General features: G+C 62.0%; 18 protein-coding genes and 1 pseudogene. 9 read left to right on the plus strand and 10 right to left on the minus strand.

Annotated elements, in window-relative coordinates; translation table 11 throughout:
* Positions 1–180 precede the first annotated feature (180 nt).
* Entirely contained in the window at positions 181–2,604 is a 2,424-nt protein-coding gene (locus tag AC07RO_RS12175) for a glucose/quinate/shikimate family membrane-bound PQQ-dependent dehydrogenase (protein ID WP_495086141.1), read from the minus strand.
* A gap of 225 nt (positions 2,605–2,829) precedes the next feature.
* Positions 2,830–3,255: an NUDIX hydrolase gene (locus AC07RO_RS12180; protein WP_495086142.1), complete on the minus strand. Its 426-nt coding sequence runs from the start codon at positions 3,253–3,255 to the stop codon at positions 2,830–2,832.
* Between the two features lie 412 nt (positions 3,256–3,667).
* Between AC07RO_RS12180 and AC07RO_RS12185 the strand changes: the two genes are divergently transcribed.
* Complete coding sequence (locus AC07RO_RS12185) at positions 3,668–4,063, plus strand: ester cyclase (protein ID WP_495086143.1); 396 nt, start codon at positions 3,668–3,670, stop codon at positions 4,061–4,063.
* A 61-nt stretch (positions 4,064–4,124) separates the two neighbouring features.
* Here the strand turns inward: AC07RO_RS12185 and AC07RO_RS12190 are convergent, their stop codons facing one another.
* Genes AC07RO_RS12190 through AC07RO_RS12200 form a run of 3 tightly spaced genes read right to left on the minus strand, consistent with a single transcriptional unit; the run spans position 4,125 to position 8,009 of the window.
* Positions 4,125–5,342 (minus strand): c-type cytochrome, encoded by a 1,218-nt coding sequence (locus AC07RO_RS12190; RefSeq protein ID WP_495086144.1) that lies wholly within the window; start codon positions 5,340–5,342, stop codon positions 4,125–4,127.
* 10 nt (positions 5,343–5,352) lie between these two features.
* Positions 5,353–7,545 (minus strand): xanthine dehydrogenase family protein molybdopterin-binding subunit, encoded by a 2,193-nt coding sequence (locus AC07RO_RS12195; RefSeq protein WP_495086145.1) that lies wholly within the window; start codon positions 7,543–7,545, stop codon positions 5,353–5,355.
* 11 nt (positions 7,546–7,556) lie between these two features.
* Positions 7,557–8,009 (minus strand): (2Fe-2S)-binding protein, encoded by a 453-nt coding sequence (locus tag AC07RO_RS12200; RefSeq protein ID WP_074893339.1) that lies wholly within the window; start codon positions 8,007–8,009, stop codon positions 7,557–7,559.
* Between the two features lie 517 nt (positions 8,010–8,526).
* On the opposite strand from AC07RO_RS12200, the gene AC07RO_RS12205 reads away from it, so the two are divergent.
* Entirely contained in the window at positions 8,527–8,799 is a 273-nt protein-coding gene (locus tag AC07RO_RS12205) for a DUF2790 domain-containing protein (protein ID WP_495086146.1), read from the plus strand.
* 171 nt (positions 8,800–8,970) lie between these two features.
* Here the strand turns inward: AC07RO_RS12205 and AC07RO_RS12210 are convergent, their stop codons facing one another.
* Entirely contained in the window at positions 8,971–9,870 is a 900-nt protein-coding gene (locus tag AC07RO_RS12210) for a LysR family transcriptional regulator (protein WP_495086147.1), read from the minus strand.
* A 117-nt stretch (positions 9,871–9,987) separates the two neighbouring features.
* Between AC07RO_RS12210 and AC07RO_RS12215 the strand changes: the two genes are divergently transcribed.
* Positions 9,988–10,854, plus strand: a complete 867-nt coding sequence (locus AC07RO_RS12215) for an aldo/keto reductase family oxidoreductase (protein ID WP_495086148.1) — start codon at positions 9,988–9,990, stop codon at positions 10,852–10,854.
* Positions 10,855–12,007: 1,153 nt separating this feature from the next.
* Here AC07RO_RS12215 and yghU read toward each other — a convergent pair.
* Positions 12,008–12,847: a glutathione-dependent disulfide-bond oxidoreductase gene (gene yghU / locus AC07RO_RS12220; protein WP_346627850.1), complete on the minus strand. Its 840-nt coding sequence runs from the start codon at positions 12,845–12,847 to the stop codon at positions 12,008–12,010.
* A 72-nt stretch (positions 12,848–12,919) separates the two neighbouring features.
* Positions 12,920–14,632: an amidase gene (locus AC07RO_RS12225; protein WP_495086149.1), complete on the minus strand. Its 1,713-nt coding sequence runs from the start codon at positions 14,630–14,632 to the stop codon at positions 12,920–12,922.
* A 541-nt stretch (positions 14,633–15,173) separates the two neighbouring features.
* On the opposite strand from AC07RO_RS12225, the gene AC07RO_RS12230 reads away from it, so the two are divergent.
* Positions 15,174–16,061 (plus strand): DMT family transporter, encoded by an 888-nt coding sequence (locus AC07RO_RS12230; protein ID WP_495086150.1) that lies wholly within the window; start codon positions 15,174–15,176, stop codon positions 16,059–16,061.
* Between the two features lie 18 nt (positions 16,062–16,079).
* On the opposite strand, the gene AC07RO_RS12235 is transcribed toward AC07RO_RS12230, so the two are convergent.
* Positions 16,080–16,514: a GNAT family N-acetyltransferase gene (locus tag AC07RO_RS12235; protein WP_495086151.1), complete on the minus strand. Its 435-nt coding sequence runs from the start codon at positions 16,512–16,514 to the stop codon at positions 16,080–16,082.
* A 1,015-nt stretch (positions 16,515–17,529) separates the two neighbouring features.
* Between AC07RO_RS12235 and AC07RO_RS12240 the strand changes: the two genes are divergently transcribed.
* The 3 genes from AC07RO_RS12240 to AC07RO_RS12250 are packed head-to-tail and all read left to right on the plus strand — an operon-like array spanning position 17,530 to position 20,554.
* Positions 17,530–18,261: a GntR family transcriptional regulator gene (locus AC07RO_RS12240; RefSeq protein ID WP_495086152.1), complete on the plus strand. Its 732-nt coding sequence runs from the start codon at positions 17,530–17,532 to the stop codon at positions 18,259–18,261.
* Positions 18,224–19,645, plus strand: coding sequence for an MFS transporter (locus tag AC07RO_RS12245; RefSeq protein WP_495086153.1), 1,422 nt, complete (start codon positions 18,224–18,226; stop codon positions 19,643–19,645). The genes AC07RO_RS12240 and AC07RO_RS12245 overlap by 38 nt, the downstream gene beginning before the upstream one ends.
* Before the next feature lie 54 nt (positions 19,646–19,699).
* Positions 19,700–20,554: an amidohydrolase family protein gene (locus AC07RO_RS12250; protein WP_495086154.1), complete on the plus strand. Its 855-nt coding sequence runs from the start codon at positions 19,700–19,702 to the stop codon at positions 20,552–20,554.
* 48 nt (positions 20,555–20,602) lie between these two features.
* Here AC07RO_RS12250 and AC07RO_RS12255 read toward each other — a convergent pair whose 3' ends face one another.
* Entirely contained in the window at positions 20,603–21,064 is a 462-nt protein-coding gene (locus tag AC07RO_RS12255; RefSeq protein WP_282372645.1) for an Hsp20 family protein, read from the minus strand.
* A 266-nt stretch (positions 21,065–21,330) separates the two neighbouring features.
* On the opposite strand from AC07RO_RS12255, the gene katG reads away from it, so the two are divergent.
* Both katG and AC07RO_RS12265 read left to right on the plus strand, forming a co-directional pair.
* A complete protein-coding gene (gene katG / locus AC07RO_RS12260; protein ID WP_495086155.1) occupies positions 21,331–23,601 on the plus strand; it encodes a catalase/peroxidase HPI in 2,271 nt (756 codons plus the stop codon).
* A gap of 178 nt (positions 23,602–23,779) precedes the next feature.
* Positions 23,780–24,235, plus strand: a pseudogene (locus AC07RO_RS12265) (REP-associated tyrosine transposase); the annotation flags it as partial.
* Positions 24,236–25,595 lie beyond the last annotated feature (1,360 nt).

A 25,595-nucleotide genomic window follows, 5' to 3' on the forward strand; every position in this document is an offset into this window, starting at 1 on the left:
GAAGAGGCCGGTGTAATCGCCCTCGATTTTGCAGCGTGACGCCCGACGCTTTCCCGGCTGAAGCCGGTCCCACAAGGTAAACGCAGTTCCCAAGGTGAATCCGGCCTGAGCCTTTCCCCTGATGCAAAAAAAAACCGCTGCGCCCCACATCAAGGTGTCAGCGGTTTTTTTGTGGAGCAGTTATTTGCCGTCAGGCAACGCGTAGGCAATCACGTAATCACCGCGATCCGCCGACTGACGGGCGCCGCCGGCGGTGATGACGATGTACTGCTTGCCGGTCTTCGGTGACACATACGTCATCGGGCCGCCCTGACTGCCAACGGGCAAGCGGGCTTTCCAGGCTTCTTCGCCGTTGGCGCTGTTGAACGCGCGCAGGTAGTAATCCTGGGTGCCGGCGATGAACACCAACCCGCCCTGGGTCGACAGCGTGCCCCCCAGCGTCGGCATGCCGATCGGCAGCGGCAGGTGCATTTTGATGCCCATCGGGCCAGTGTCCTGAACGGTGCCCACCGGCACTTGCCAGGCAATCTTTTGAGTCTTCATGTCGATGGCGGTCAGCGTGCCAAACGGCGGCGCCTGGCACGGGATGCCGGCCACGGACAGAAAGCGGTTTTTGTTTACGGCGTACGGGGTGCCTTTCAGCGGCACGGCGCCCATGCCGGTGTTCAGCGCTTCACCGCCGGAGGCTGCGATGGCGTCTTTCAACTGCGGCACCATCTGAATCCACAGGCCCAGGCGCATGTCGTTGACGAAGATGAAGCCGTGCACCGGGTCGGTCGACAGGCTGCCCCAGTTCATCCCGCCCAGGGAGCCCGGAAAGCTCAGGGAAATGTCGGTGCCCGGCGCCGTGAACAGGCCCTCGTAGCGCATCTTCTTGAACGAAATCCGGCACAGCAACTGGTCGAACGGCGTGGCGCCCCACATGTCCGACTCGGTCAGGGTCTGCGCGCCGATTTGCGGCATGCCGACAGATTTTGGCTGGGTCGGCGAGTAGGGTTCGTTGGGGATGTTCGACGCCTTGACCGGGACTTCCTTGACCTCGGTCAGCGGCTGGCCCGTGTGACGATCGAGGACGAAAATCTGCCCGGCCTTGGTGCCGATGACCAGCGCCGGCACCTTGCTGCCGTCAGGCTTGGCGAAGTCGATCAGGCTCGGCTGCATCGGCAGGTCGAAATCCCAGAGGTCGTTGTGGACCGTCTGATACACCCACTTCTGCACGCCGGTGGTGGCGTTCAATGCCAGCACCGAGGCGCCGTAGGTGTGGTCGAGCTCCGTGCGTTTCACGCCATAAATATCGGTGGACGAACTGCCCATCGGCAGGAACAGCGTGTCCATGGCCGGGTCGTAGGACATCGGTGCCCAACTGTTCGGCGTGCTGCGCACATAGGTTTTGTCGGCGGCAGGGGCCTGCTTGTCTTCGGGATTGCCCGGATCGAACGCCCAGCGCATCTGCCCGGTGACCACGTCAAAGCCCCGGATCACGCCGCCCGGCATGTCAGCCTGTACGTTGTCGGCCACGCGTCCGCCCACCACCACGGTGGTCCCGGCCATCAGCGGCGCCGATGACAGTTGATAGTAGGAATCGGGCACGTTGCCCAGACCGGCCTTGAGGTCGACCTGGCCGTTGTTGCCGAAGCCCTGGCAGAACTCGCCGGTGTCGGCGTCCACAGCAATCAGGCGCGCGTCGATGGTGTTGGTCAGCAAACGACGCTGGCAGTTGGCGCCGGCCGGCACTGCGACCGGCGCGGCTGGGGTGCTGCCATCGGTGGGTGGCGCGACGGCGGCGCTGGCATCGAAATAAGCCAGCCCGCGGCAGCGTTGCCACACGGCGGACTTGGCGTGGATTTCGTTTTTCCACAGCTGCTTGCCGGTATCGGCGTCCAGCGCGATGACGTTGTTGTGGGGCGTGCAGATGAACACCTTGTCGCCGATCTGCAACGGGGTCATCTGGTCTTCGGCGCCATTGCCGTCGCTGATGGCGACGTCGCCGGTGTGGTAGGTCCAGGCCGGCACCAGCTTGCTGACGTTGTCGCGGTTGATCTGGTCCAGCGCGGCGAAGCGGCTGCCGCCTTCATCGTTGCCGTAATGGGCCCAGTCTTTCTGCGCGTGGGCCGGATCGACCTTGGTCAGCGCCGGGCCATCCCCCGTCGGCGACACCGAGGCGTGGGGCTGAAACATCCCCCAGAACCCGGCGACCATCGCCACCGCCAGCACGCCGCCAACGAGGTAACCGCCGCGACCGGCTGCGAGGCCATTGGCCTTGCGCAGGGAAGGGTAGATCAGCGCGACCAGCAGACTCAGCACGCCAAGCGCAAACAGGCGGGAAACCAGCGGCCAGAACACCAGCCCGGCGTCCACCAGCGCCCAGATCAGCGTCGACAGCATCACCGCTGCAAACAGCCACGCGCCTGCCAGGCGACGTCGGAACAGCAGGACCGCCGAAACCATCAGCCCCAGACCGGCCAGCAGGAAATACGCGCTGCCGCCCAGTGTGACGAGGTAGCCGCCGCCCGCTGCGAAGAGTAATCCGAAAACCAGCACGCCCAGCGCGACGACCCGAATGGGCCAGCGGCTGACGGCTGCCGAAGGTTGTGAGTGATTCATGAGGCATTCCTGCTGACGCGAAGAAGGGTCGTGGATGACCGATCAAGTGAGGTGAGGGCAAGGGTTCAGAGCGTGATGGCTGCCAGATGAGGTTCTGCCGGCATTATCCGTCGCGTAATTAACCGGTTAGTTAATTCCGGCGACGATAGCAAAAAAACGCCATGCCTGCGTCAATTTGTCTCTGTTTGGGTGAGTCGGGGCGGGCGTCCTTCGGGGCCGGACGTGTCAACGCTGCTGATCCATGAACTCACGTAAGCGGTGTTGCAGGCGGTCAACCGCGTTGTCCATCGCAAGAAACGCCTCGGCCGTCATCACCTGCCAGCGCTGGCCTTCATCGCCGAACACCACCTGATCGAACAGGCCGTCAGCCACTTCAGCGACGAAAAACCAGGTGTCGAGCCCGTTGACGCCCTGACCCGGGTAGACCCGTTTGTGGATGAAGGAAGCGGGGTCGGGGACGATGCCGAATTCTTCCAGCGTTTCCCGCACGGCGCACTCTTCCGGGGTCTCGTCGCCTTCGCGGCCGCCGCCGGGCAGGTCCCACAGATTCGGCCACGGGATCTCCGGCTTGTCATCACGTTGGTACGTCAGCAGCGAGCCGTTGCACAGAATCGCGACTTTCGCACCGGAGAAGGGAGGGTGAGAGGACATGATTGCGCCTTCATGGAGTCAGTGCGGATAACCTAGCACTTCCTGGCTGAGGCATCTTCTTGCAGCCAGTAGCACTGACACACCGCAATCATTCAGTAGCACCGCTTCAGCCGGGAAGGCGTCAGTCGTCACACTGCAGAATTGATGGTGTTTACGATGGCCTTTTCCCGGCTAAAGCCAGTCCCACTAAAAGCATTGCGTGCATTCAGCGTCACGGATGGTGTCCCGATGCAACTGACACAGCGCAATCATTTAGTAGGACCGGCTTTAGCCGGGAAGGCGTCAGTCGTCACACTGCAAATTTAATGGTGTTTACACTGGCCTCTTCCCGGCTAAAGCCAGTCCCACTAAAAGCATTGCCTGTTTGCAGTGGGACTAACATTCATTTGCCCTACCCACCCCGGGAGACACCATGGATCACCAGACACTCAAAGACGGCTACACCGGCTACATCGCCTGCCTCAATCGTCAGGACTGGGCTGCCTTGGGAGACTTCGTCGGCGAGGAGGTGCATTACAACGGCGAGCGCGTCGGCCTGGCCGGCTATCGGCAAATGCTGGAGCAGGATTTCCGCGCCATCCCTGACCTGCGTTTCGTCATCGATCTGCTGATCTCCGAGCCACCGCACATTGCCGCGCGGCTGACGTTCGATTGCACGCCGGTGGGCGAGCTGTTCGAGGTGGCGGTGAACGGGAGGAGGGTGCAGTTTACGGAGAACGTGTTCTACACGTTTGAGGCGGGGCGTATCGTCAACGTCGCGTCGGTGATCGACAAGGCAGCGGTGGCGGCGCAGGTGCCGAAGCCCTGAACCGCCGAATGGCCTGGCAGCGCGGCTGACTCAGAGGAGAATCAGCGGCGCCACCCCGCCATCAATGCAACGCGCTGGCGCGGTTCTTCGCGACGTCTTCCGCTTTGACCTCGCCGTTGCTCTGACCGAACCGACGCAGCACGAAGGTGCTGACGGCAGCCAGTTCAGCGTCGCTGTAGCTGCGGGCGAAGTCAGGCATGCGCTGGTCGACCCGTGCCGCGGTTGGCGTGTGACCTTCCAGCAGCGTCGCCATCAGGTTACGACCTTTGGGGTCGTTGACGGTTTTCAAACCGGCCAACCCACCCGCCGGTGATTGCCGCCCGCTGCCGTCGATCTGGTGACAGGCCACGCAGGTGTCGTTGAACAGCTTCTGGCCGAGCCCCTTTTGCAGCGCTGCATCGTTCACTGCCATGGTTGGGCGGGGGATGCCTTCGCTTCTCGCCGGCGTGCTCTTGAGGTACACCGCGATGGCTTTCAGGTCCGCCGGATCCAGGTAGCGCAGGCTGTGCTCGACCGCGTCACCCATTGGCCCGCCCGCGCCGCCGAAACCGGCCGCGTAGCCCTTCGACAGGTAGCTGACGATGGCGTCTTCCGGCCAGGCGCCGATGCCGTATTTGGCGTCGGAACTGATGTTGTAGGCCATCCAGTTGCCCAGTTCCGCACCCGCCAGAGAGTTGCCGGTGCTCATCGCCTGGAAGATGTTGCGTGGGGTGTGGCATTCGCCGCAGTGGCCCGGGCCCTGCACCAGATACGCGCCACGATTCCATTCAGCCGACTGCTTGCTGTCCGGGACGAAGCGTTCGTTGCCGGCGAAAATCGCGTTCCAGAACATCATTCCCCAGCGCTGATTGAACGGGAACGAAATCTTGTTTTCGGGCGGCATCTGCTTCACCGGCTCAAGGCTGAACAGGTAGCCCTTGATCGCCAGGATGTCTTCCCGGGACATCAGCGTGTAGGAGGTGTAAGGGAAGGCCGGGTAGTAATGCTTGCCGTCCTTGCCCACGCCTTTTTGCAGGGCGTCGACGAATTCGTCGTCGGTCCAGTTGCCGATCCCGGTTTCTTTGTCCGGGGTGATGTTGGGGGAATACAGGCTGCCGAACGGCAATTTGAATTCCAGCCCGCCGGCGTACGGCTTGCCGCCCGGCACGACGTGGCAGGCCACGCAATCAGCGGCGCGGGTCAGGTATTCGCCCTTGCTCATCGCTGGGGTGTCGCTCGCGTAAACGGTGCTGGCCAGCAAACCGGCCACAAGTCCGAGCGCAGTGTTGAAAACGTTCATGACGCGCTCCTCAAACAGTGAAATAGCCAAAGCGGCTCAACGGCAAACGACGCTCACGCACACCGGTCGCGGCGTACACCGCATTGACCAGCGCGGCCGCAGCGGGCACGGCCCCGGTTTCACCAACACCGCCAGGGGTCTCGACGCTGTCGACGATGTGCACCTCCACCGGTGGCGCGTCGCTCATGCGGATCTGCCGGTACTCGTGGAAGTTGGTCTGCTGCACTTGACCCTTCTCGACGAGGATTTCGTTGAACAGTGCGGCCGACAGACCGAACAGCGTGCCGCCTTCCATCTGCGACGCTACAGAGGTCGGGTTGGTCGCGAAGCCGCAGTCGATGACCGTCACCAGCCGCTTGATGCGCAGGCCTTTGTCGCCTTGCTTCTCCAGCTCGACGATGGTCGCGACAAAGCTGCCGAACACCGCCGTCACTGCCACGCCACGGCCGGAACCGGCAGGCAGCGGCTTGTCCCACTCCACCAGTTGCGCCGCTTTGGTCAGCACTGCCTGGGCGCGGGGTTGCGACTGCATCAGCGCCAGGCGGTATTTCACCGGATCGACCTTGGCGTTGTGCGCCAGCTCGTCGATGAAGCACTCGATGGCATAGGTGCTGCGCAGCGGTCCGACGCCACGCCACCACGAGACCGGAATCACTTCCGGGTCGTGACGGATGTAGCGCACCTGCAGGTTGGGCAGGGTGTAGATCGGATCCTTCGCCACTTCGACGGCATCGCCATCGACGCCGTCCGCCGGCAATGCGCCGATGTAGGCCGCGACCACCGAGGCACCGGCGATGCGATGCTCCCAGCCCACCGGACGCAGGTCTTTATCCAGCGCTGCATTGAGGCGGTCGACGTAGTGCGGACGATAGCGGTCGTGGGTCATGTCCTCTTCTCGGCTCCAGATCAGCTTGATCGGGTAGCTCAACTGGCGCGCGATATCCACGGCCTGGAAGATGAAGTCGGACTCCAGACGACGGCCGAAACCACCGCCGATCAACTGGTTGTGGATCACCACCTTTTCCACCGGCATGCCGCAGACTTTGGCGGCGCCCGCCTGGGCCATACCCGGGGCCTGACAGCCGACCCACAACTCGCACGCGTCGGCGCGCACATGGGCGACGCAGGTCATCGGCTCCAGAGGGGAGTGAGACAGGAAGGGTTGTTCGTAGATCGCCTCGAAGCGGCTCGAGGCATTTTTTAACGCCCCGGCGATGTCACCGGACTGGTGCGCGAACACACCGTCGCCAGCGCTCGCATCGAACAGCGATTTGTCCAGCTGGGCCGAATCAAGACCGGCATGGGGGCCGAGGTCCCAGTCGATGTCCAGCGCCTTGAGCGCTTGCTGACAGGACCAGAAGTTGCTTGCCGTCACCGCCACCGCGTTGTCCAGGCGGACGATATCGCGCACGCCGGGGACCTTGCGCGCAGCGTCTTCATTCTTGACGCCGCGCAGCGTGCCGCCATGAACCGGGCAGGTGAGGGTGGACGCAATCAGCATCCCCGGCACTTGCAGGTCGATGGTGAATTTCGCCGTGCCGTTGACCTTGTTCGGGGTGTCCAGACGCTGGACCGGTTTGCCCAGCAGCTTGAATTCGCCGACGGCTTTTAGGGGGATCTCGGTCGGCAGCGGTAACTTCGCGGCAGCGTCGACCAGCTCGCCGTAACCGGCACTTTGGCCGTTCGGGCCGATAACCCGGCCGTTCTCGGCGTGGCACTGGCTCGGCGCGACTTTCCAGCGCATGGCTGCGGCCTGGATCAGCACGATGCGCGCGCCGGCGCCGGCCTTGCGCAGGGGCTCCCAGCTGTAGCGGGTGGAGGTCGAACCGCCGGTGGCCTGAAAGCTCAGCAGCGCGTCGGTGTACAGCGCTGCATTGGGCGGCGCCTCGGTGATGGTGATCTGGCTCAACGGCACTTCGAGCTCTTCGGCGACCATCATGGCAATGCCAGTCTGCACGCCCTGGCCCATTTCGATTTTCGGTGAAATCAGCGTGACGGCGCCGCTGTGGTCAATGCGCACGAAGGCGCCATAGCCTTGCTCGGCGTTGTCGCCCAGGCTGGCGCCCTTGACCAGATCAGCGGCGAAGCTGCGGGTGACTGACGCCGGCAGATAGGTGCCGATGACCAGCCCGCCCAGCAGCGCGCTGCCTTTGAGCAGCCCGCGACGCGAGAGCATCGCGGCAGATGATTGTGATTCGGACATGATGACTTCCTTCAGGCCTGGCTGACGCTTTTGATGGCGGCGCGAATGCGGGTGTAGGTGGCGCAGCGGCAGAGGTTGCCCGACATAGCGTTGACGATCTGCTCGTCGTTGGCTTTGGGGTGTTCCTGCAGCAGCGCGACGGCCGACATGATCTGCCCCGACTGGCAGTAGCCGCATTGCACGACTTCATGGTCCAGCCAGGCTTTCTGTACCGCCTGACCTACGGCCTGCTCGCCGACCGCTTCGATGGTGGTGACCTTGCGGCCGGCGACGGCACTCACCGGCAGTACGCATGAGCGCACGGCCTGGCCGTCCAGGTGCACGGTGCACACGCCGCACTGGGCAATGCCGCAACCGTATTTGGTGCCGGTCAGGCCCATCACGTCGCGCAGGACCCACAACAATGGCATGTCGTCGGCGACATCCAGGTCGTGCTCCTGGCCGTTAATCATCAATTTCTGCATCACAACCTCAGACGGTCATCACGGTTGACGCACTGCGCCACGAGCAGGCTCGTGAGGCGGCATCAAGGCTTCGGTTTGTTTTAAAAAAATAGCGCCGTGCCAGTGGCCAGCGCTTTATATAGGTCTGCTCGGACATTTTGGTTCGGGACGAGTCAGCGGGATGAATGGTAGTACGTTCATCATTGGAAATGTTTGATTGCGCTGAAAATATTTCCCGACAGGCAGTTCAATCACCCGCGACAACATGACGCGCTCCGCCGTAGTGCTGTCCCTGCATCTGTCGCACTTAACAGGGGGCTGCGCCAGTCTCAATCGATGTGTTGAAAGTTGTGAGTTAACAGAATACGCAAGGGTCTATTACGGAAATTGATCTAATTAACTCAAGCATCGATGACGGTGATGGGCCTTATCGATTTTAAGTATTTATCATCTGCGCCGATCACGAACAGAATGGCCCCAGAAGCAAACGACAAGCGCTTTGCTCCCTTACTACTTAATGAACTTCTGGAGAACGACCATGAAAGTATTAGCCTTCGCTGCTCTGTCCCTCGCCAGTGTATTTGCCGCTGCCGGCGAACTCCCGGCCACCAGCCAACAGCACTCGGTCCAGGTTGAACAATACAACCGCCACAAAGGTATCGACGTCGCGAAAGTGATCAGCATCAAAAACGCCCAGGACCCACAGAAAGTTGATGGTCCGGTGCAATCCACCATGGTTTATGTTGACCACGCCGGCGTGACCCACAGCCTTGACTACACCATCATGGGTTACGGTCGTCAAAATGGTTGATCGCCAGTGCCCTGGCGGCTTCAACTACAAACGCTATAAAAGAAACGCTGCATTGAATGCAGCGTTTTTTTTTGCCTGATTATCTAACTGCAACATCCTGCGGGCTAGTTCGACCGTGAACTTGCAGTTATTTATTTAAAATATCTGGTCAGTTCTGTGCACGGACAAGCATCACGCCATCCGCTGGATGAAGTCCAGGAAGGCTCTCAACGGTGATGGCACATAGCGCCGCCCCGGGTAATACAGAAACGGCCCGCTGAAGCTTGGCCACCAGGGTTCGAGCACCGGTTCCAGCGCGCCGCTGTCCAGATGGGGGCGCAACCAGTCTTCGAACAACGAGACGATGCCCAGGCCGTCGATGGCGGTTTGCACGGCAAGGTCGACGGCGCTGCCGATCCGCACGGTCAACGGGCCGGTCGGCTCGACGCGAACCTCTTCTCCGTCCCGCTCGTATTCCCATAAAGGTATTAAACCGCTCGGAAATTTGCCCCGCAGGCAGCTGTGGTTGAGCAGGTCCCGTGGATGTTCAGGGCGGCCCCGGGCATCGAGGTACGCCGGCGATGCGGCGGTCGCGAAACGCTGAACGCGCGGGCCGATGGGCACGGCGATCATGTCCTGTTCAAGGCGATCGTCGTAGCGAATGCCCGCGTCACAGCCGGCGGCAATCATGTCGACGAAGCTTTCCTCCGTGACCACTTCCATTCGGATGTCCGGGTGCGCCTGCAGAAACGGGGTGATGATCTGCGGCAATATCAGGCGGGCGGCGCTGGCGGGCACGTTGAGCCTGAGCGTGCCCGAAGGGCGGTCGCGAAAATCATTGACCACGTCCAGCGCCGATTCGACTTCGCCGAGGGCCGGGACAATCCGTTCCATCAGCCGCGCGCCGGCTTCGGTCGGGACGACGCTGCGGGTGGTGCGGTTGAGCAGGCGCACGCCCAGGCGAGACTCCATGCGTCGAACAGCATCGCTGAGGCTGGACGCCGACTTGCCACTCAGCCGTGCGCCTTCACGAAAACCGCCTGCGTTGACCACGGCCACGAAGGCCAGCAAATCCTGAATGTCTGTCGCCATCGTCCGCTCGCTCGTACAACCCGTGCCGATTGCACCTGATTATCAGCGCAGCGGTCAACGCCTATAGTCAGCCCACCACTTGAGCCATCCCACATTCTTGATCACGAGGCGTCACCCATGAACCAGGCCAGAAAGGCAGGACACTTTTCATTCGGCGGTCGCACCGTCAACCGCATGGGGTACGGCGCCATGCAGCTGGCAGGGCCCGGCGTTTACGGGCCGCCGAAAGATCACGCGGCTGCCATCGCCGTTCTGCGTGAAGCGGTTGCTTCCGGCGTCAACCATATCGACACGGCCGACTTCTATGGTCCCCATGTCACCAACCTTCTGATCCGTGAGGCCCTGCATCCTTATGCCGATGAGCTGCTGATCGTCACCAAGGTTGGCGCGTCCCGAGGCACCGACGCTTCATGGAATCCCGCCAACAGCCCGGCGGAACTGGTGAGCGCGGTGCACGACAACCTGCGCAATCTCGGCGTGGAAGCGCTGCACGTGGTGAACTTCAGGGCGTGGGGCACCGGGCATTCGCCGGATGACGCGTCGATAGCCGAGCAGTTCAGTGCGCTGGCTGAATTGCAGCGTCAGGGGCTGATTCAGCATCTGGGCCTGAGCAACGTCAGTGCGAAACAGGTTGCCGAGGCGCAGGGCATTGCCCAGGTGGTTTGCGTGCAGAACCATTACAACCTGGCCCACCGTGATGACGAGCAGATGATCGCAGAACTCGGCAAGCAGGGCATCGCCTACGTGCCGTTCTTCCCGCTGGGCGGTTTCACGCCGTTGCAGTCCCAGACGCTGTCGGACGTCGCCACACGCCTCGACACCTCGCCAATGTGCGTGGCACTGGCATGGCTGCTGCAGCGTGCGCCTAATCTGCTGCTGATCCCGGGCACCTCCTCGGTGGCGCATCTGCACGAAAACCTGACGGCAGCCGAGCTGGTGATCCCCCAGGACATGCTCGCCGAACTCGGCGGGCAGGGCGCCTGAAGCTGTCTCGGCATGCGCCGGCCCTACGTCTGGCGCATGGGGTCCCACTGGAGGAATGCATGCTTTCAGTGGGACCGGCTTTAGCCGGCAAGAGGCCGGTGTGAACACCAACAATTTTGCGGCGTGACGACCGACGCCTTCCCGGCTGAAGCCGGTCCCACATTTAGAACACGCGGTGCAGCTGGATGGATGCGGTGTTCTCGTGGGACTGGCTTTAGCCGGGAAGAGGCCGGTGTGACCACCAACAATTTTGCGGTGTGACGACCGACGCTTTCCCGGCTGAAGCCGGTCCTACATTTAGACCACGCGGTGCAGCTGGATGGATGCGGTGTTCTCGTAGGACTGGCTTTAGCCGGGAAGAGGCCGGTATGAGCACCATCAATTTGCGGTATCACCCTCGACGCTTTCCCGGCTGAAGCCGGTCCTACATTTAGAACACGCGGTGCAGCTGGACGAATGCGGTGTTCTCGTGGGACTGGCTTTAGCCGGGAAGAGGCCGGTGTGAGCACCATTAATTTGCGGTATGACAAGCGACGCTTTCCCGGCTGAAGCCGGTCCTACATTTAGACCACGCGGTGCAGCTGGATGGATGCGGTGTTCTCGTAGGACTGGCTTTAGCCGGGAAGAGGCCGGTATGAGCACCATCAATTTGCGGTATCACCCTCGACGCTTTCCCGGCTGAAGCCGGTCCTACATTTAGAACACGCGGTGCAGCTGGACGAATGCGGTGTTCTCGTGGGACTGGCTTTAGCCGGGAAGAGGCCGGTGTGAGCACCATTAATTTGCGGTATGACAAGCGACGCTTTCCCGGCTGAAGCCGGTCCTACATTTAGACCACGCGGTGCAACTGGATGGATGCGGTGTCATCGTAGGACTGGCTTTAGCCGGGAAGAGGCCGGTGTGACAACCAACAATTTTGCGGTGTGACGACCGACGCTTTCCCGGCTGAAGCCGGTCCTACATTTAGACCACGCGGTGCAACTGGATGGATGCGGTGTTCTCGTAGGACTGGCTTTAGCCGGGAAGAGGCCGGTGTGAGCACCAACAATTTTGCGGCGTGACGACCGACGCCTTCCCGGCTGAAGCCGGTCCCACAGGGGATCTGCGATGTGTCAGTGAGACTGGAGAGCCTCACTGACCGCCGGGAATTGCCTCAATCCAAGTCCGACGCATCATGCCGTTCCGGCACTTGAGTGGCTTCGTCGCCCCAGGTCCGGTTGACGCGCATGCCGCGAATCACTGCCGGCCGTTGCGCAATGGTTTCGGCCCAGCGCTGCACGTGGGTGTATTCGTGGGCGGCGAGGAATTCGGCGGCGCCGTATACGGTGTTGCGCACCACTTGTCCGTACCACGACCACACGGCGATGTCGGCGATGGTGTAGCTGTCGCCGGCCAGATAAGCGCTTTCGCTGAGGCGCCGATTCAGCACGTCCAACTGACGCTTGGCTTCCATGGTGAAGCGGTCGATCGCGTACTCAAACTTCTCCGGCGCGTACACATAAAAGTGCCCGAAGCCCCCACCCAGATACGGCGCAGCGCCCATCTGCCAGAACAGCCAGTTCAGGGTTTCGGTGCGGCCCGCCAGATCCTTGGGCAGCAACTCGCCAAACTTCTCCGCCAGATACAGCAGGATCGAACCGGACTCGAACACGCGAAGGTTGGGTTCGACGCTGCGATCCAGCAGTGCGGGGATTTTCGAGTTGGGGTTGATGTCGACGAAGCCGCTGCCGAACTGATCGCCCTCGTTGATACGGATCAGCCAGGCGTCGTACTCGGCGCCGCTGTGGCCAAGGGCAAGCAGCTCCTCAAGCAGAATCGTCACTTTGACGCCATTGGGCGTGGCCAGCGAATACAGCTGCAAGGGGTGCTTGCCGACCGGCAGGACTTTCTCGTGGGTCGGTCCGGCCGTCGGGCGGTTGATGCTGGCGAACTGGCCGCCGGAGGGCGCTTCGTGTTTCCACACGGTAGGCGGGACGTAAGGTGCCTTGCTCATTGAACACTTCTCCTGAGGGTCAGTTTTAGCGGGAGGAGTCGAGACGCGCCGGCCCCGACCCTTTAACACTGTTTATCGAGCAGAAGACAACGGCGGCGTGCGCGGCGGAATCTGGCGCTTGCTGCCGATGGATTCGAACGCCGAAGCGAAGCGCAGCAGGGCGGAATCGTCGTATGCGCGGCCGGCGAAGGTCAGGCCCACGGGCATGCCAATGTCGGCCATCACGCCCATCGGCACCGTAACGGTGGGCACGCCCAGGTGACGGATCGCGAGGTTGCCGTTGGCGACCCAGACGCCGTTGCTCCAGGCGATGTCCGCCGAGGCAGGGTTGAAATCGGCATCGGCCGGGGCTACGTCGGCCACGGTCGGGAACAGCACGGCATCCAGCCCGAGCCGCTGCATCCAGTCTTCGAGGTCAATGCGGCGGGTATGTTCCAGCCCGCGCAGGCCGTCCGGCAAGGTGTCGATCTGGTCCCACGGCGTGATGCCGCGTTGGGCCATCTTCACGTACTCGTCCATGCCGGCAGCGAGATCGCCCTCGCGGTTGGGCAGAGTGCCGGGGTCGTGGGGGAAAATCAGCGGTCCGTTGACGTCGGCCAGGCGGTTCAGTTTCGGGTCGCCGTTGGCTTGTAGAAAGTCATCGAACGCCCAGGCGGTGAGGTCCCACAATTCGTGGTGCAAAAATTCCTTGGAAACGATACCGCGGTTGTACACCGTCGGCGCGCCGGGACGATCGCCCTCGCAGTTGGAGACCAGCGGGAAATCCACTTCGATGACTTCGGCGCCCTGGGCTTCGAGTGCCTGGCGCGCTTGTTCCCACAGGTCGATCACCGAGGCGCGGGTGATGATGCGCTGGCCGGTGGGGCCGCCAATGCCGGGTGCTTCGGAGGTACCGGCTTCAGGGTCGGCGTTGATGTACATGCGCGGCACACCGAAGCGTTTGCCGGCCAGAGTCTGCGGGCTGGCGGCGAGGTCGGCGTAGGACGCCGGGCGCACCGAGTCGACCGAGGGAATCGGCACCCACGGCTGCAACCGCCACAGGTCGCCGCGGGTGTCGGCGTCTTCGGCGACCACCACGTCCAGCACTTCGAGCAGGTCGGCCATGGTCCGCGCGAAGGGCACGACCACGTCCATGGTCGGCGTCAGCGGCCAGTTGCCGCGCACCGAAATCACCCCGCGTGACGGCGTGTAGGCGCACAGGCCGTTGTTCGACGCAGGGCCACGGCCGCTCGACCAGGTTTCTTCGGCCAGCCCGAACGCCGCGAAACTCGCGGCCGTTGCAGTGCCGGCGCCGTTGGATGACCCGGACGCAAACGGCGCCGTCAGGAAATCCTCGTTGTAAGGGCTTTCAGCGCGGCCATACACGCCGCGCTGCATGCCGCCATTGGCCATCGGCGGCATGTTGGTCTTGCCCAGACAGATCGCACCGGCCCCACGCAACCGCTCGATGGTGAACGCATCACGGTGAGCGACCAGTTCGGCAAACGCCGGGCTGCCCGATGCCGCCGTGAGTCCGTTGACCAGATAGCTGTCTTTGGCGGTGTAGGGAATGCCGTCGAGGGGGCCGAGGGTTTCGCCTCGCGCGCGACGGTCATCGGAAGCTTGCGCTTCGTCGAGGGCCTGGGGATTGCGCACGACCACGGCGTTGAGCGCGGTGGCGGTGTCGGTGCCGTCATAGGCGTCGATTCTGGCGAGGTACGCCTGGACCAGTTCGACGGCGGTGGTCTGGCCCGCTTCAAGGGCTGAGCGCAACTGCGCGATGGAGACTTCGGTGACTTCGATCATGACTGCGACGACCGTGAGCCGGGGAGTAGAGAGCAGGACGTCTGAACAAGAATGGGCATATCGCTTCCCGTTGCGCGGCAGGGCCGGGCTGGTTTGAAACCGACTGAGGCGTGGGTGGGCACCGCAGCTCAGGTCGGCGGGCGTATTCGTGTGGCGCACATTATGCCTCCGCCATGCCTTTGTCGCGAGGCTTGCGCAGATGCCCTTAATGCAGAGCGTCAGAGGGCCGCCGCACATGCGGTATGGCGAAAGGCTTACACGACGCCGGGCAATGTCGCCCTGTACAGCGAAGCGCCACAAGCGCAACCTTGGATCCATCAACCGAGGCGCTGGATGTGCTTCGCAGGTCATGGATGATCCACCATTTGCCGGGACGGCTACTGACAGGATGTTGGAATGGTGTTGATAGAAAAGAACCCGCTCAGGCGGGTTTTTTATTGCCCGCGATAAAGTGCCCGCGCCGCTTGGGCAAGCTGCGCGGGCGCCTGGGCCGAGTTCTGTGGTTAACTCCTGCGCATCATTTTCTGTGGCAGGTTTTCCAATGACCCCCCATCACGGCGCGCACCGGCAAGTCATCGGCATGTGGTTGATGGCGGGCGTGGCGCTGACGTTCGCCAGTCATGATGCGATTTCCAAGACGCTGATCTATTCCCTGCCGGTGATCTTCGTCGCCTGGGCCCGCTACCTGGTTCACTCGACGCTGGTGACCACCGTGCTGCTGCGCAACGGCGGCGCAAACGTCTTCCACACCCGACGGCCCTGGCTGCACCTGCTGCGCGCGGTGGTGTTGCTCGCCGACAGCCTGTCTTTCCTGTTCGGCCTGACCCACGTCCCCATCGCCGAATCCACGGCGCTGGTCTTCCTTGCCCCTGCTTTTGTAACGATCCTGTCGCCGCTGATCTTCGGCATCAAGGCGGATCGCTGGCAGTGGCTGTCGGTGGTGCTGGGCTTCATCGGCGTGCTGGTGATCATCAACCCGGCGAGCGACGCCTTCTCGCTGTGGATGCTGTTTCCCCTCGCGACCGCGCTGTTCTTCGCGCTGTATCAACTGCTCACGCAACTGGCGGGGGAGACCGACAGCCCGTCGGTGTGCAGCTTCTACGTTGGCGTGTTCTGCACCCTGATCCTCAGCGCCATCGTGCCGTTCTACTGGGCCGAACCTGACTGGTTGCAGATGGGGTTGCTGCTGGTGCTGGGCGGTCTGGGGCTGTGCGCGCATTTTTTGATGGCCAAGTCCTATCGTTACGCGTCCTCCTCCGTGCTCGCACCGTTGGGTTACCTGCAAATCATCTTCGCGGTGGCTTACGGGGTTCTGCTGTTCGGCAACTTCCCGGCCACCGCCTCGCTGTTTGGCATCGGACTTATCCTCCTCAGCGGCCTGATGGTTTACGCCAGACGCCAACCCGCTGCGCCTGTCAGTCAGGTCTGATCAGGGCCTAGCTGAGTGTCAGGCGTTTTCATTGCCCGGACGGGTGAAGGAAAAACGGTGGATATCAACCCGCAACTGCCAGCCCTGGTTCGCCCAATAGGTCGCTGCGGCCGGGTTGGTCTTGAGCACGTCGATATGGCATTTGTGAATGCCTTCCGCCTCCAGACTGACCAGACACCGCTCGACCAGCGCCTGCCCGATTCCCTGCCGCCGATACTCAGGCAGCACCAGCAAATGCTGCAGATACCCGCGCCGGCCATCATGGCCCGACATCACACACCCGCAGATGAGTGAACCGTCCTCCGCCACAAAACTTAGTCCGGGGTTGCGCAGCAGATACCGCTCGGTGGACTCGCGCGAGTCCGCGTCACGCAAGGAAATACCCGGCGTGTCGCGCATGAGTTGGGTGATGGCGTCGTAATCGTCCGGGGTCATGGGGCGGATGGTGGGCATGGTTGGCGCCTAAGTGGAGAGAGGGCAGGGAGCGTAGCAGCGCGATTGGTGGGGTGTCATGTCAGCCGCAAGGTGACGCGGAGCGTCACGGGATGGATTCCCACGCGGAGCCTGGGAACGATCGGACATCTTGTGACGCTCATGCCGGCCTCTTCCCGGCTGAAGCCGGTCCCACTAACAGCACGCGGTGTTTAGTAGGACCGGCTTCAGCCGGGAAGCTTTTGATCTTCGTACGCAAAAAGCTCAAGCACCGCAGAACGCGACTTGGGTGCAGGCCGAACGCAGACGACGCGGAGTGGGCCGAGCGGCATGGATGCCGCGAGAGCGCCGTCAGGACATGGATGTCCGTTCGGCGCGGGCCCACGGAGCGTCGTCGGAGTGAGGGTATTCCGACGAAGGAGGAACCCAACCAGGAGCAAGCACCCTTGGTTACTTGGGGTGCTTTTCCAAGTAACTCGCCGAAGGCGAAACGTCTGCCGTTAGGCAGATGCTCTTGATCTAGCCATCTGACACCACCCATCTGATCCGTATTTATAAGCCTTACCTGAATCTGTACTGAAACAGCCGCAGCCCCCAAGATCACTTCACTCCCGGCAGACCGATCAAGCCCGACCGGTCCCCATCATCCGGCCTGAAACCTCTAGTACTTCATACTTGCGTAGGAGAACCCCATGGCCAAGCTCGCCATCTTCCTGTTCGGCTTTCTCGCCCTGACCCTCATGATCGGCGCGCTCGCCACAATCTCCCCGACCTGATCCCGACCTGACACCCTCCGCGCTCCCCGCAACCTGACGGCAGACACACGCTCTGCCGTTTCCGCATTCCCCTGAGAAACGTGAAACCTCAAACCCCCAAACCCCCAAACCCCCAAACCCCAAACGCCCAAACGCCCAAACGCCCAAACGCCATTCATCCGCCAACCCCCATCCCCACCCTTGACGCCTATTTGTAACGGGACAATACTCAACGCGGATTCATATAGATGACTACATAACTACAACAGCGAAGCGCCTCCATGAACCGACTTTCCAGCGATGTCCGCTTGCCGCTCTACCAACGCCTGCGAGACCAGCTCGCCGAACAGATCGCCAACAACCGCTGGCGCCCGGGCGAAGCCATTCCCACCGAAGCCGCGCTGTCCAGCGAGTACTGCCTGTCCACCGGCACCGTGCGCAAAGCCATCGACATGCTGGTCAACGAGAACATCCTCGAACGCCAACAGGGCCGCGGCACCTTCATTCGCCGGCCGCAGTTCCAGTCCTCGCTGTTCCGCTTCTTCCGCTTTCAAAGCGTCTCCGGCGAACGCCAGGTGCCTGAAAGCCGCATCCTCTCCATCGAAGCCGTCACCGCGCCCTCGGCCGTTTCTCACGCCCTCGGTCTGTCGCTGGACGCGCCGGTGATTCGCCTGATCCGCCTGCGTCTGCTCGACGCCCAGCCCGTGCTCGCCGAAGAAATCTGGTTGCCCCAGGTGCAGTTTCAGACCCTGCTGGAAATTGACCTCAGCCGCCAGGGCCCGCTGCTCTATCCGATCTACGAAGAGCAATGCGGCCAGGTCGTGGCCTACGCCGAAGAAACCCTGACCGCCGAAGCCATCAACGACACCCACGCCCGCTTGCTGCAGGTGCCGGTCAACAGCCCGGTAGTGGTGATCGAGCGTCTGGCGCGCAACTACGCCGGACAACCGCTGGAATGGCGCCGTTCGCGCGGCCATGCCAGCCACTTCCGCTACAGCGTCGACATCCGCTGACGCGCCGCTGAGAAACCCGAACTCTGCACCCAAGCCCGTCACTCAGAACGGGCTCTACAGCACCTGCTGCTTCACACTTATAAGGACAAAAACCATGTTCAACTGGTATCGCCACGTCACTCCTCGGGAGCGCAAAACGTTCTGGGCCTGCTTCGGCGGATGGTCGCTGGACGCCCTGGAAGTTCAGATGTTCGGCCTGGCGATTCCGGCGCTGATCGCCGCCTTCGCGTTGACCAAGGGTGACGCCGGCCTGATCAGTGGCGTGACGCTGATCACCTCGGCCCTCGGCGGCTGGGTCGGTGGCACGCTGTCCGACCGCTACGGCCGGGTGCGCACGCTGCAGTGGATGATCCTCTGGTTCTCGTTTTTCACCTTTCTGTCGGCGTTCGTCACCGGCTTCAGCTCGCTGCTGATCGTCAAGGGGCTGCAGGGTTTCGGCATCGGTGGCGAGTGGGCCGCAGGCGCGGTGTTGATGGCCGAAACCATCAACCCGAAATACCGTGGCAAGGTCATGGGCACCGTGCAGAGCGCGTGGGCGGTGGGCTGGGGCCTGGCCGTCGGCGTGTTTACCTTGATCTATTCCTTCGTGCCCCAGGACATGGCCTGGCGGGTGATGTTTCTGGTCGGCCTGCTGCCGTCGCTGCTGATCATCTGGGTGCGCCGCAACGTCGAGGAGCCGGACAGCTTTCAGCGCCTGCAAAAAGACAACGCCATCCCGCAGAGCTTCTTCAAATCCCTGGCCGGCATCTTCCGCCCGGAACTGATCCGCGTGACGCTGCTCGGCGGCTTGCTCGGCCTCGGCGCCCACGGCGGTTATCACGCGGTGATGACCTGGCTGCCGACGTTCCTGAAAACCGAACGCAATCTGTCGGTGCTCAACTCCGGCGGTTACCTGGCAGTCATCATCGTGGCCTTCTGGTGCGGCTGCATTGCCAGCGGCTTTCTCATCGACCGCATCGGCCGCCGACTGAACATCGTGCTGTTCGCCCTGTGCTGTGTCATCACCGTGCAGTGCTACGTGTTCCTGCCGCTGACCAACACACAAATGCTGTTCCTCGGTTTCCCGCTGGGCTTCTTCGCCGCCGGCATTCCGGCCAGCCTCGGCGCGCTGTTCAACGAACTGTATCCGGCTGACGTGCGCGGGGCAGGGGTGGGCTTTTGCTACAACTTCGGCCGTGTGCTGTCCTCGGTCTTCCCGTTCCTGGTGGGCCACATGAGCGAATCGATGTCGCTGGGTTCCGCCATTGGCATCGACGCCGGGATCGCCTATGGCGTCGCCGTGATTGCCGCATTGTGCCTGCCGGAAACCCGCGGTCGCAGCCTGGAAGCCAGCCCTACTGCCGGCGCCGTCGCAGACACACGCAGCGAAACCGCCCGCGCCTGATTTTCCTTCTGCGCGACGCGTTTTGCGTCGCGCACCTTTTGATAGATGAGATCCATGTCCGACCTCTTTTCCGTCTCCCCCCCGTCGATCCTTGGCATCGACGGCCACGCACACGTCTTCAGCAGGGAGCTGGACCTGACATCGGCACGACGCTATTCACCCGACTACGACGCCACGCTGGCGATGTACCGGGATCAACTTCACCAGCACGGCCTGAGCCATGGCGTGCTGGTGCAACCGAGTTTCCTCGGGACCGATAACCGTTACTTGCTCGACGCCCTTCAACAGGCGCCGGATCAACTGCGTGGCGTGGTGGTGGTCGACCGCGACATCAGCCGTGCCGCGTTGGACGAGATGGATCGACTGGGCGTCGTTGGCGTGCGTCTGAACCTGATGGCCAAGGCGCTGCCGGACTTTTCCGAACCGCAGTGGCAGGTGTTCTTCGGGCACATCGCCGTGCTCGACTGGCATGTAGAAGTGCACCGCCACGTCGCCGATATGCCTGCGCTGCTGGCCGGGCTGATGCCGTTCGGCATGAAGATCGTGATTGATCACTTTGGTCGGCCCGACGCCCGCCTGGGCCTCGATCAACCGGGCTTTCCCCAGATGCTGGAGCTGGGCCGGAGCGGGCAGCTGTGGATGAAAGTCTCGGGCATTTACCGGCTGGAGGGCAGCGCGCAAGAGAACCTCGATTTCGCCCGTGCCGCGCTGTCGTTGCTGGTCGACGCTTTCGGTCAGCAGCGGCTGGTCTGGGGCAGTGATTGGCCCCATACCCAGCATGAAAACAGGGTCAGCTATGGCTCTGTGGTCGAGCAGCTGCAGGCGCTGGGCTGCTCCGCGCCATTGATGCGCTCGTTGCTCATCGACGCACCTCAAGTGCTGTTTGATTTCCCGCCGACCGAGGCCTGATCCGACCGAGGCCTGATCCGGCTTCAGGCGCGCGTTTCTCGCCGTTGATCAGGGCCGGCTGATGTGCGGCCGGTCGGGATCGTCGCCGGGGCTGTGAATGCTGATCCGGCGGGCCTTGGCCCCTTGGGGTTCGACCCGCAGCAGGAAGACGATCAGCAAACCATTCTTGAAGGTCGCGCCCTGTACCTCAATGTGATCGGCCAGATGGAAGACCAGCCGGAACGGCCCATGGGCGATGCCCTGATGCAGGTACGTCACGCCGCCATCGGTCTGGGCTTCAGCCCCGCAAACGGTGAGCACATTTCTTTCCAGGGTCAGGTCAAGGTCAGCGGCGGCAAGCCCTGCCGTGGCGATCACGATTCGGTAATGATCGGTGCCGTATCGTTCGACGTTGTGAGGGGGGCCGCTGGCGTTTATTTCGCTGTGCAAGGCAGATTCAAAAAAATCGTTGAAGCGATCAAAGCCCACTGATTGCCGGAACAACGGGGCCAGTGAAGCGGTGGTGGCCATGCCTGAATCTCCTGGAGATTGCCACGGTGATCAAGACGCCGGTCGACGCCGGCTCTGCACTTGATGCTGTTGTTAGAGTTGAGCTCAAGCGCCAGAAAATACAAGCACCTCCGTTAAATACTCCGCCAACAGAACCACTCTATCGTCGCCCAAACATTTGCCTATTAGACGGCTGGCCTGATTCGTCTAGTCTTGTGCGAGTGCTAGCCTGGGCTGTCTCGCTGATGGCCGAAAAAGTAAAAAGTAAACAAGAAGGTGAGTAGACCATGTCGACTGAATCGAAATGCCCGATCAACCACGCAGCCGGAGGCGGAACCACAAACCGTGACTGGTGGCCGAACCAGCTGAACCTCAAGATCCTGCACCAGCACTCGCCATTGACTGACCCGATGGGCGAGGGCTTCGACTACGCCAAAGAATTCAAGAGCCTCGATTTCGCAGCGGTCAAACGCGACCTGCTGGAAGTGATGACTCAATCCCAGGAGTGGTGGCCGGCCGACTTCGGTCACTACGGTCCGCTGTTCATTCGCATGGCCTGGCACAGCGCCGGGACCTACCGCACCGCTGACGGCCGTGGCGGCGCAGGGGCCGGGCAGCAGCGCTTCGCACCGCTCAACAGCTGGCCGGACAACGTCAACCTCGACAAGGCTCGCCGCCTGATCTGGCCAGTGAAGCAAAAGTACGGCAGCAAGATTTCCTGGGCCGACCTGATCGTGCTCACCGGCAACGTCGCGCTGGAATCCATGGGCTTCAAGACCTTCGGTTTTTCCGGTGGGCGTGCCGATGTCTGGGAACCGGACGAAGCTGTTTACTGGGGCGCTGAAACCACTTGGCTGGGCGGTGAAGACCGTTACGGCGCTCATAAGGACATGCAGCAGCCGGGCGAGGGCACGCTGGTTGCGGAGCCGGAGCACCACAGCGAAGAACAGACCCGCACCGCCAACGGCGAGCGCAATCTCGAAAACCCATTGGCCGCCGTGCAGATGGGATTGATCTATGTAAACCCTGAGGGGCCGGAAGGCGTGCCTGATCCGGCGGCCTCGGCGCGGGACATCCGCGAGACCTTCGGTCGCATGGCCATGAACGACGAGGAAACCGTCGCCCTGATCGCTGGCGGCCACGCCTTCGGCAAGACCCACGGTGCCGGGCCCGCTGACAACGTCGGCCCTGAACCGGAAGCTGCAGGCCTTGAAGCACAAGGGCTGGGCTGGCGCAGCACCTATGGCTCCGGCAAGGCCGGCGATGCCATCACCAGCGGGCTTGAAGTGACCTGGACCTCCACCCCAACCCAGTGGAGCAACGAGTACCTGGAAAACCTGTTCGGCTTCGAGTGGGAGCTGACCAAGAGCCCGGCCGGCGCCCATCAGTGGAGACCGAAGAATGGCGAGGGCGCGGGCAAAATCCCCCATGCCTTCGATCCTGCCAAACGCCAGGAACCGCGCATGCTGACGTCCGATCTGGCGCTGCGCGTGGACCCTGCCTACGAGCAGGTCTCCCGACGCTTCCTGGAAAACCCTGACCAATTGGCCGATGCCTTCGCCCGCGCCTGGTTCAAGTTGACCCACCGGGACATGGGCCCGCTCGCCCGTTACCTCGGCCCGGAAATGCCAGGGGAAGAGCTGCTGTGGCAGGACCCGATTCCCGAGGTCAACCACCCGCTGGTGGACGCCAATGATGTAGCTGCGCTGAAGGAAAAAATCCTGGCGTCCGGGCTGTCGGTCTCGCAGCTGGTCGGCACGGCCTGGGCGGCGGCGTCCACCTTCCGTGGTTCCGACAAACGCGGCGGCGCCAACGGCGGTCGTCTGCGTCTGGCCCCGCAGAAAGACTGGGCGGTCAACCAACCGGCCAATCTGGCGGGCGTGCTGCAAACCCTGGAGCGTGTTCGCGACGAATTCAACGGCGCCCAGTCCGGCGGCAAGCAGATTTCGCTGGCTGATTTGATCGTTCTCGGCGGCAGCGCGGGTATCGAGCAGGCGGCGAAAAATGCCGGTCATCAGGTCACTGTGCCGTTCACCCCAGGCCGTATGGATGCTTCCCAGGAGCAGACCGACGTCGAGTCGTTCGGCTTCCTTGAACCCATTGCCGACGGTTTCCGCAATTACCTGAAAGGACACTACCGCGTCTCGGCAGAGAAGCTGCTGGTCGACAAGGCGCAGTTGCTGAACCTGACGGCACCGCAGATGACCGTTCTGATCGGCGGATTGCGCGTTCTGGATATCAACGCCGGGCACAGCCAGCACGGCGTCCTGACCGAAAGGCCGGGCACGCTGAGCAACGACTTCTTCAAGAACCTGTTGGACATGGGGGTCGAGTGGAAAGGGGTGTCGGGCGGCGACCAGCTGTTCGAAGCCCGCGACCGCAGCACCGGCGCCGTCAAATGGACCGGCACCCGGGTCGACCTGGTGTTCAGTTCACACGCTCAATTGCGGGCCGTGGCGGAGGTCTACGCCAGTGCTGACGGGGAAGAGAGGTTCATCCAGGACTTCGTCGCCGCGTGGACCAAAGTGATGGAGCTGGACCGCTTTGATCTTGCCTGAGGTGCGTGCTTCATAGCCCTCGACTTGTAAGACCCAACGCCTCCCTTGTGGAGGCGTTGTTTGCGCGGCCGGGTGCATCCGCGTTGGATGAACAGGACATAGCGTGAAATACACCCTCAAAGGCATGGCTCATGAAGCGGCTACCGTGGTTTGTGCATCCACAGTCGAGGTAGTCAGCATGGTCACGAAAGCGCGTTCGCGCAGCTTGCGCATAGGGCGGTATTCCGAAATGGGGAGGATCTATCTGGTTACCTCCCGGCTTGACCGTATGAGAGATGATTTTAGTGATTGGCGGGTGGGTCGGCTGCTCGTAAAGGAAATGAGAGAGGTGCACGAGTGCGGATTTGCAAAAACGCTGGCGTGGGTTGTGATGCCTGACCATTTTCACTGGTTAGTGAAGCTTCATCATGGCTCGCTTGCGGGCATTGTTCAGCGAGTCAAGTCGAAGACCGCCATTGCAGTGAACAGGGTCACCGGCCATCAGGGGCGACTGTGGCAGCCTGGATATCACGATGCAGCCGCACGCCATGAGGATGATCTGATTCACTTCGCCCGCTATATCGTGGCCAATCCTCTCCGGGCCGGGTTAGTCAGCCGGGTCGGAGATTATCCACTATGGGACTCCATTGGATTGCCAGGTTCAGGGGTGGAGTTCGGAGAGTCCGGGAGTGAGTTTCTTAAGCTTTTATTAGGAATCAACAATGATCTGCCTGAGTCATTGCCCATCAATGAGTCTTCGTGAACAAGGTGGGCCGCCACCCCGGTCACTCCCACAGGTCCAACGAACTGGCCGAAATATCGAGCCGAACCACCATCCCGTGGGAGTCGAGCTTGCTCGCGAAGGCTCACTTTCAGCCGGCAGAGAACGTGGCTGAATGCCCCGGCCCCTTCGTGAGCAAGCTCACTCCCACAAGTTTTGCAGCAACCTGAGATTCCGAGGCGCACCACCATCCCGTGGGAGTCGAGCTTGCTCGCGAAGGCTCACTTTCAGCCGGAAGAGAAAGTGGCTGACTGTCCCGGCCCCTTCGTGAGCAAGCTCACTCCCACAGGTCCTGCAACAACCGAAAATCCTGAGCCGAATCACCATCCCGTGGGAGTCGAGCTTGCTCGCGAAGGCTTACTTTCAGCCACCCGAGAAGGTGGCTGAATGTACTGGCCTCTTCGTGAGCAAGCTCACTCACACAAGTCCCCCGAACTTACCGAAATGTCGAGCCGAACCACCATCCCGTGGGAGTCGAGCTTGCTCGCGAAGGCTCACTTTCAGCCGCAGAGGAAGTGGCTGAATGCCCCGGCCCCTTCGTGAGCAAGCTCACTCCCACAAGTCCCCCGAACTGGCCGAAATATCGAGGCAGGCCACCATCCCGTGGATGTCGAGCTTGCTCGCGAAGGCTTACTTTCAGCCGCCAGAGAAAGTGGTTGAATGCCCCGGCCCCTTCGTGAGCAAGCTCACTCCCACAGGTCCCCCGAACTGGCCGAAATTTCGAGGCGAACCACCATCCCGTGGGAGTCGAGCTTGCTCGCGAAGACTTACTTTCAGCCGCCAGAGAAAGTGGTTGAATGCCCCGGCCCCTTCGTGAGCAAGCTCACTCCCACAAGTTTTATAGCAACCGGAGATTTCGAGTCAGCCCACCGTCATGTGGTAGTCGAGCTTGCTCGCGAAAGCTCACTTTCAGCCGCCAGAGAAAGTGATTGAATGCCCCGGCCCCTTCCTGAGCAAGGTGGAGCGCCACCCCGGTCACTCCCACAAGTTTTGCAGCAACCGGAGATTTCGAGTCAGCCCACTATTTGGTAGGAGCGAGCTTGCTCGCGAAGACTTACTTTCAGTCACCAGAGAAAGTGGCTGAATGACCCGGCCTCTTCGTGAGCAAGCTCACTCCCACAAGTCCTGCAGCAACCTGAGATTCCGAGGCGAACCACCATCCCGTGGGAGTCGAGCTTGCTCGCGAAGACTTACTTTCAGGTACCAGAGAAAATGGCTGAATGTACTGGCCTCT

This window comes from Pseudomonas sp. GW821-FHT07F05, assembly GCF_059418765.1.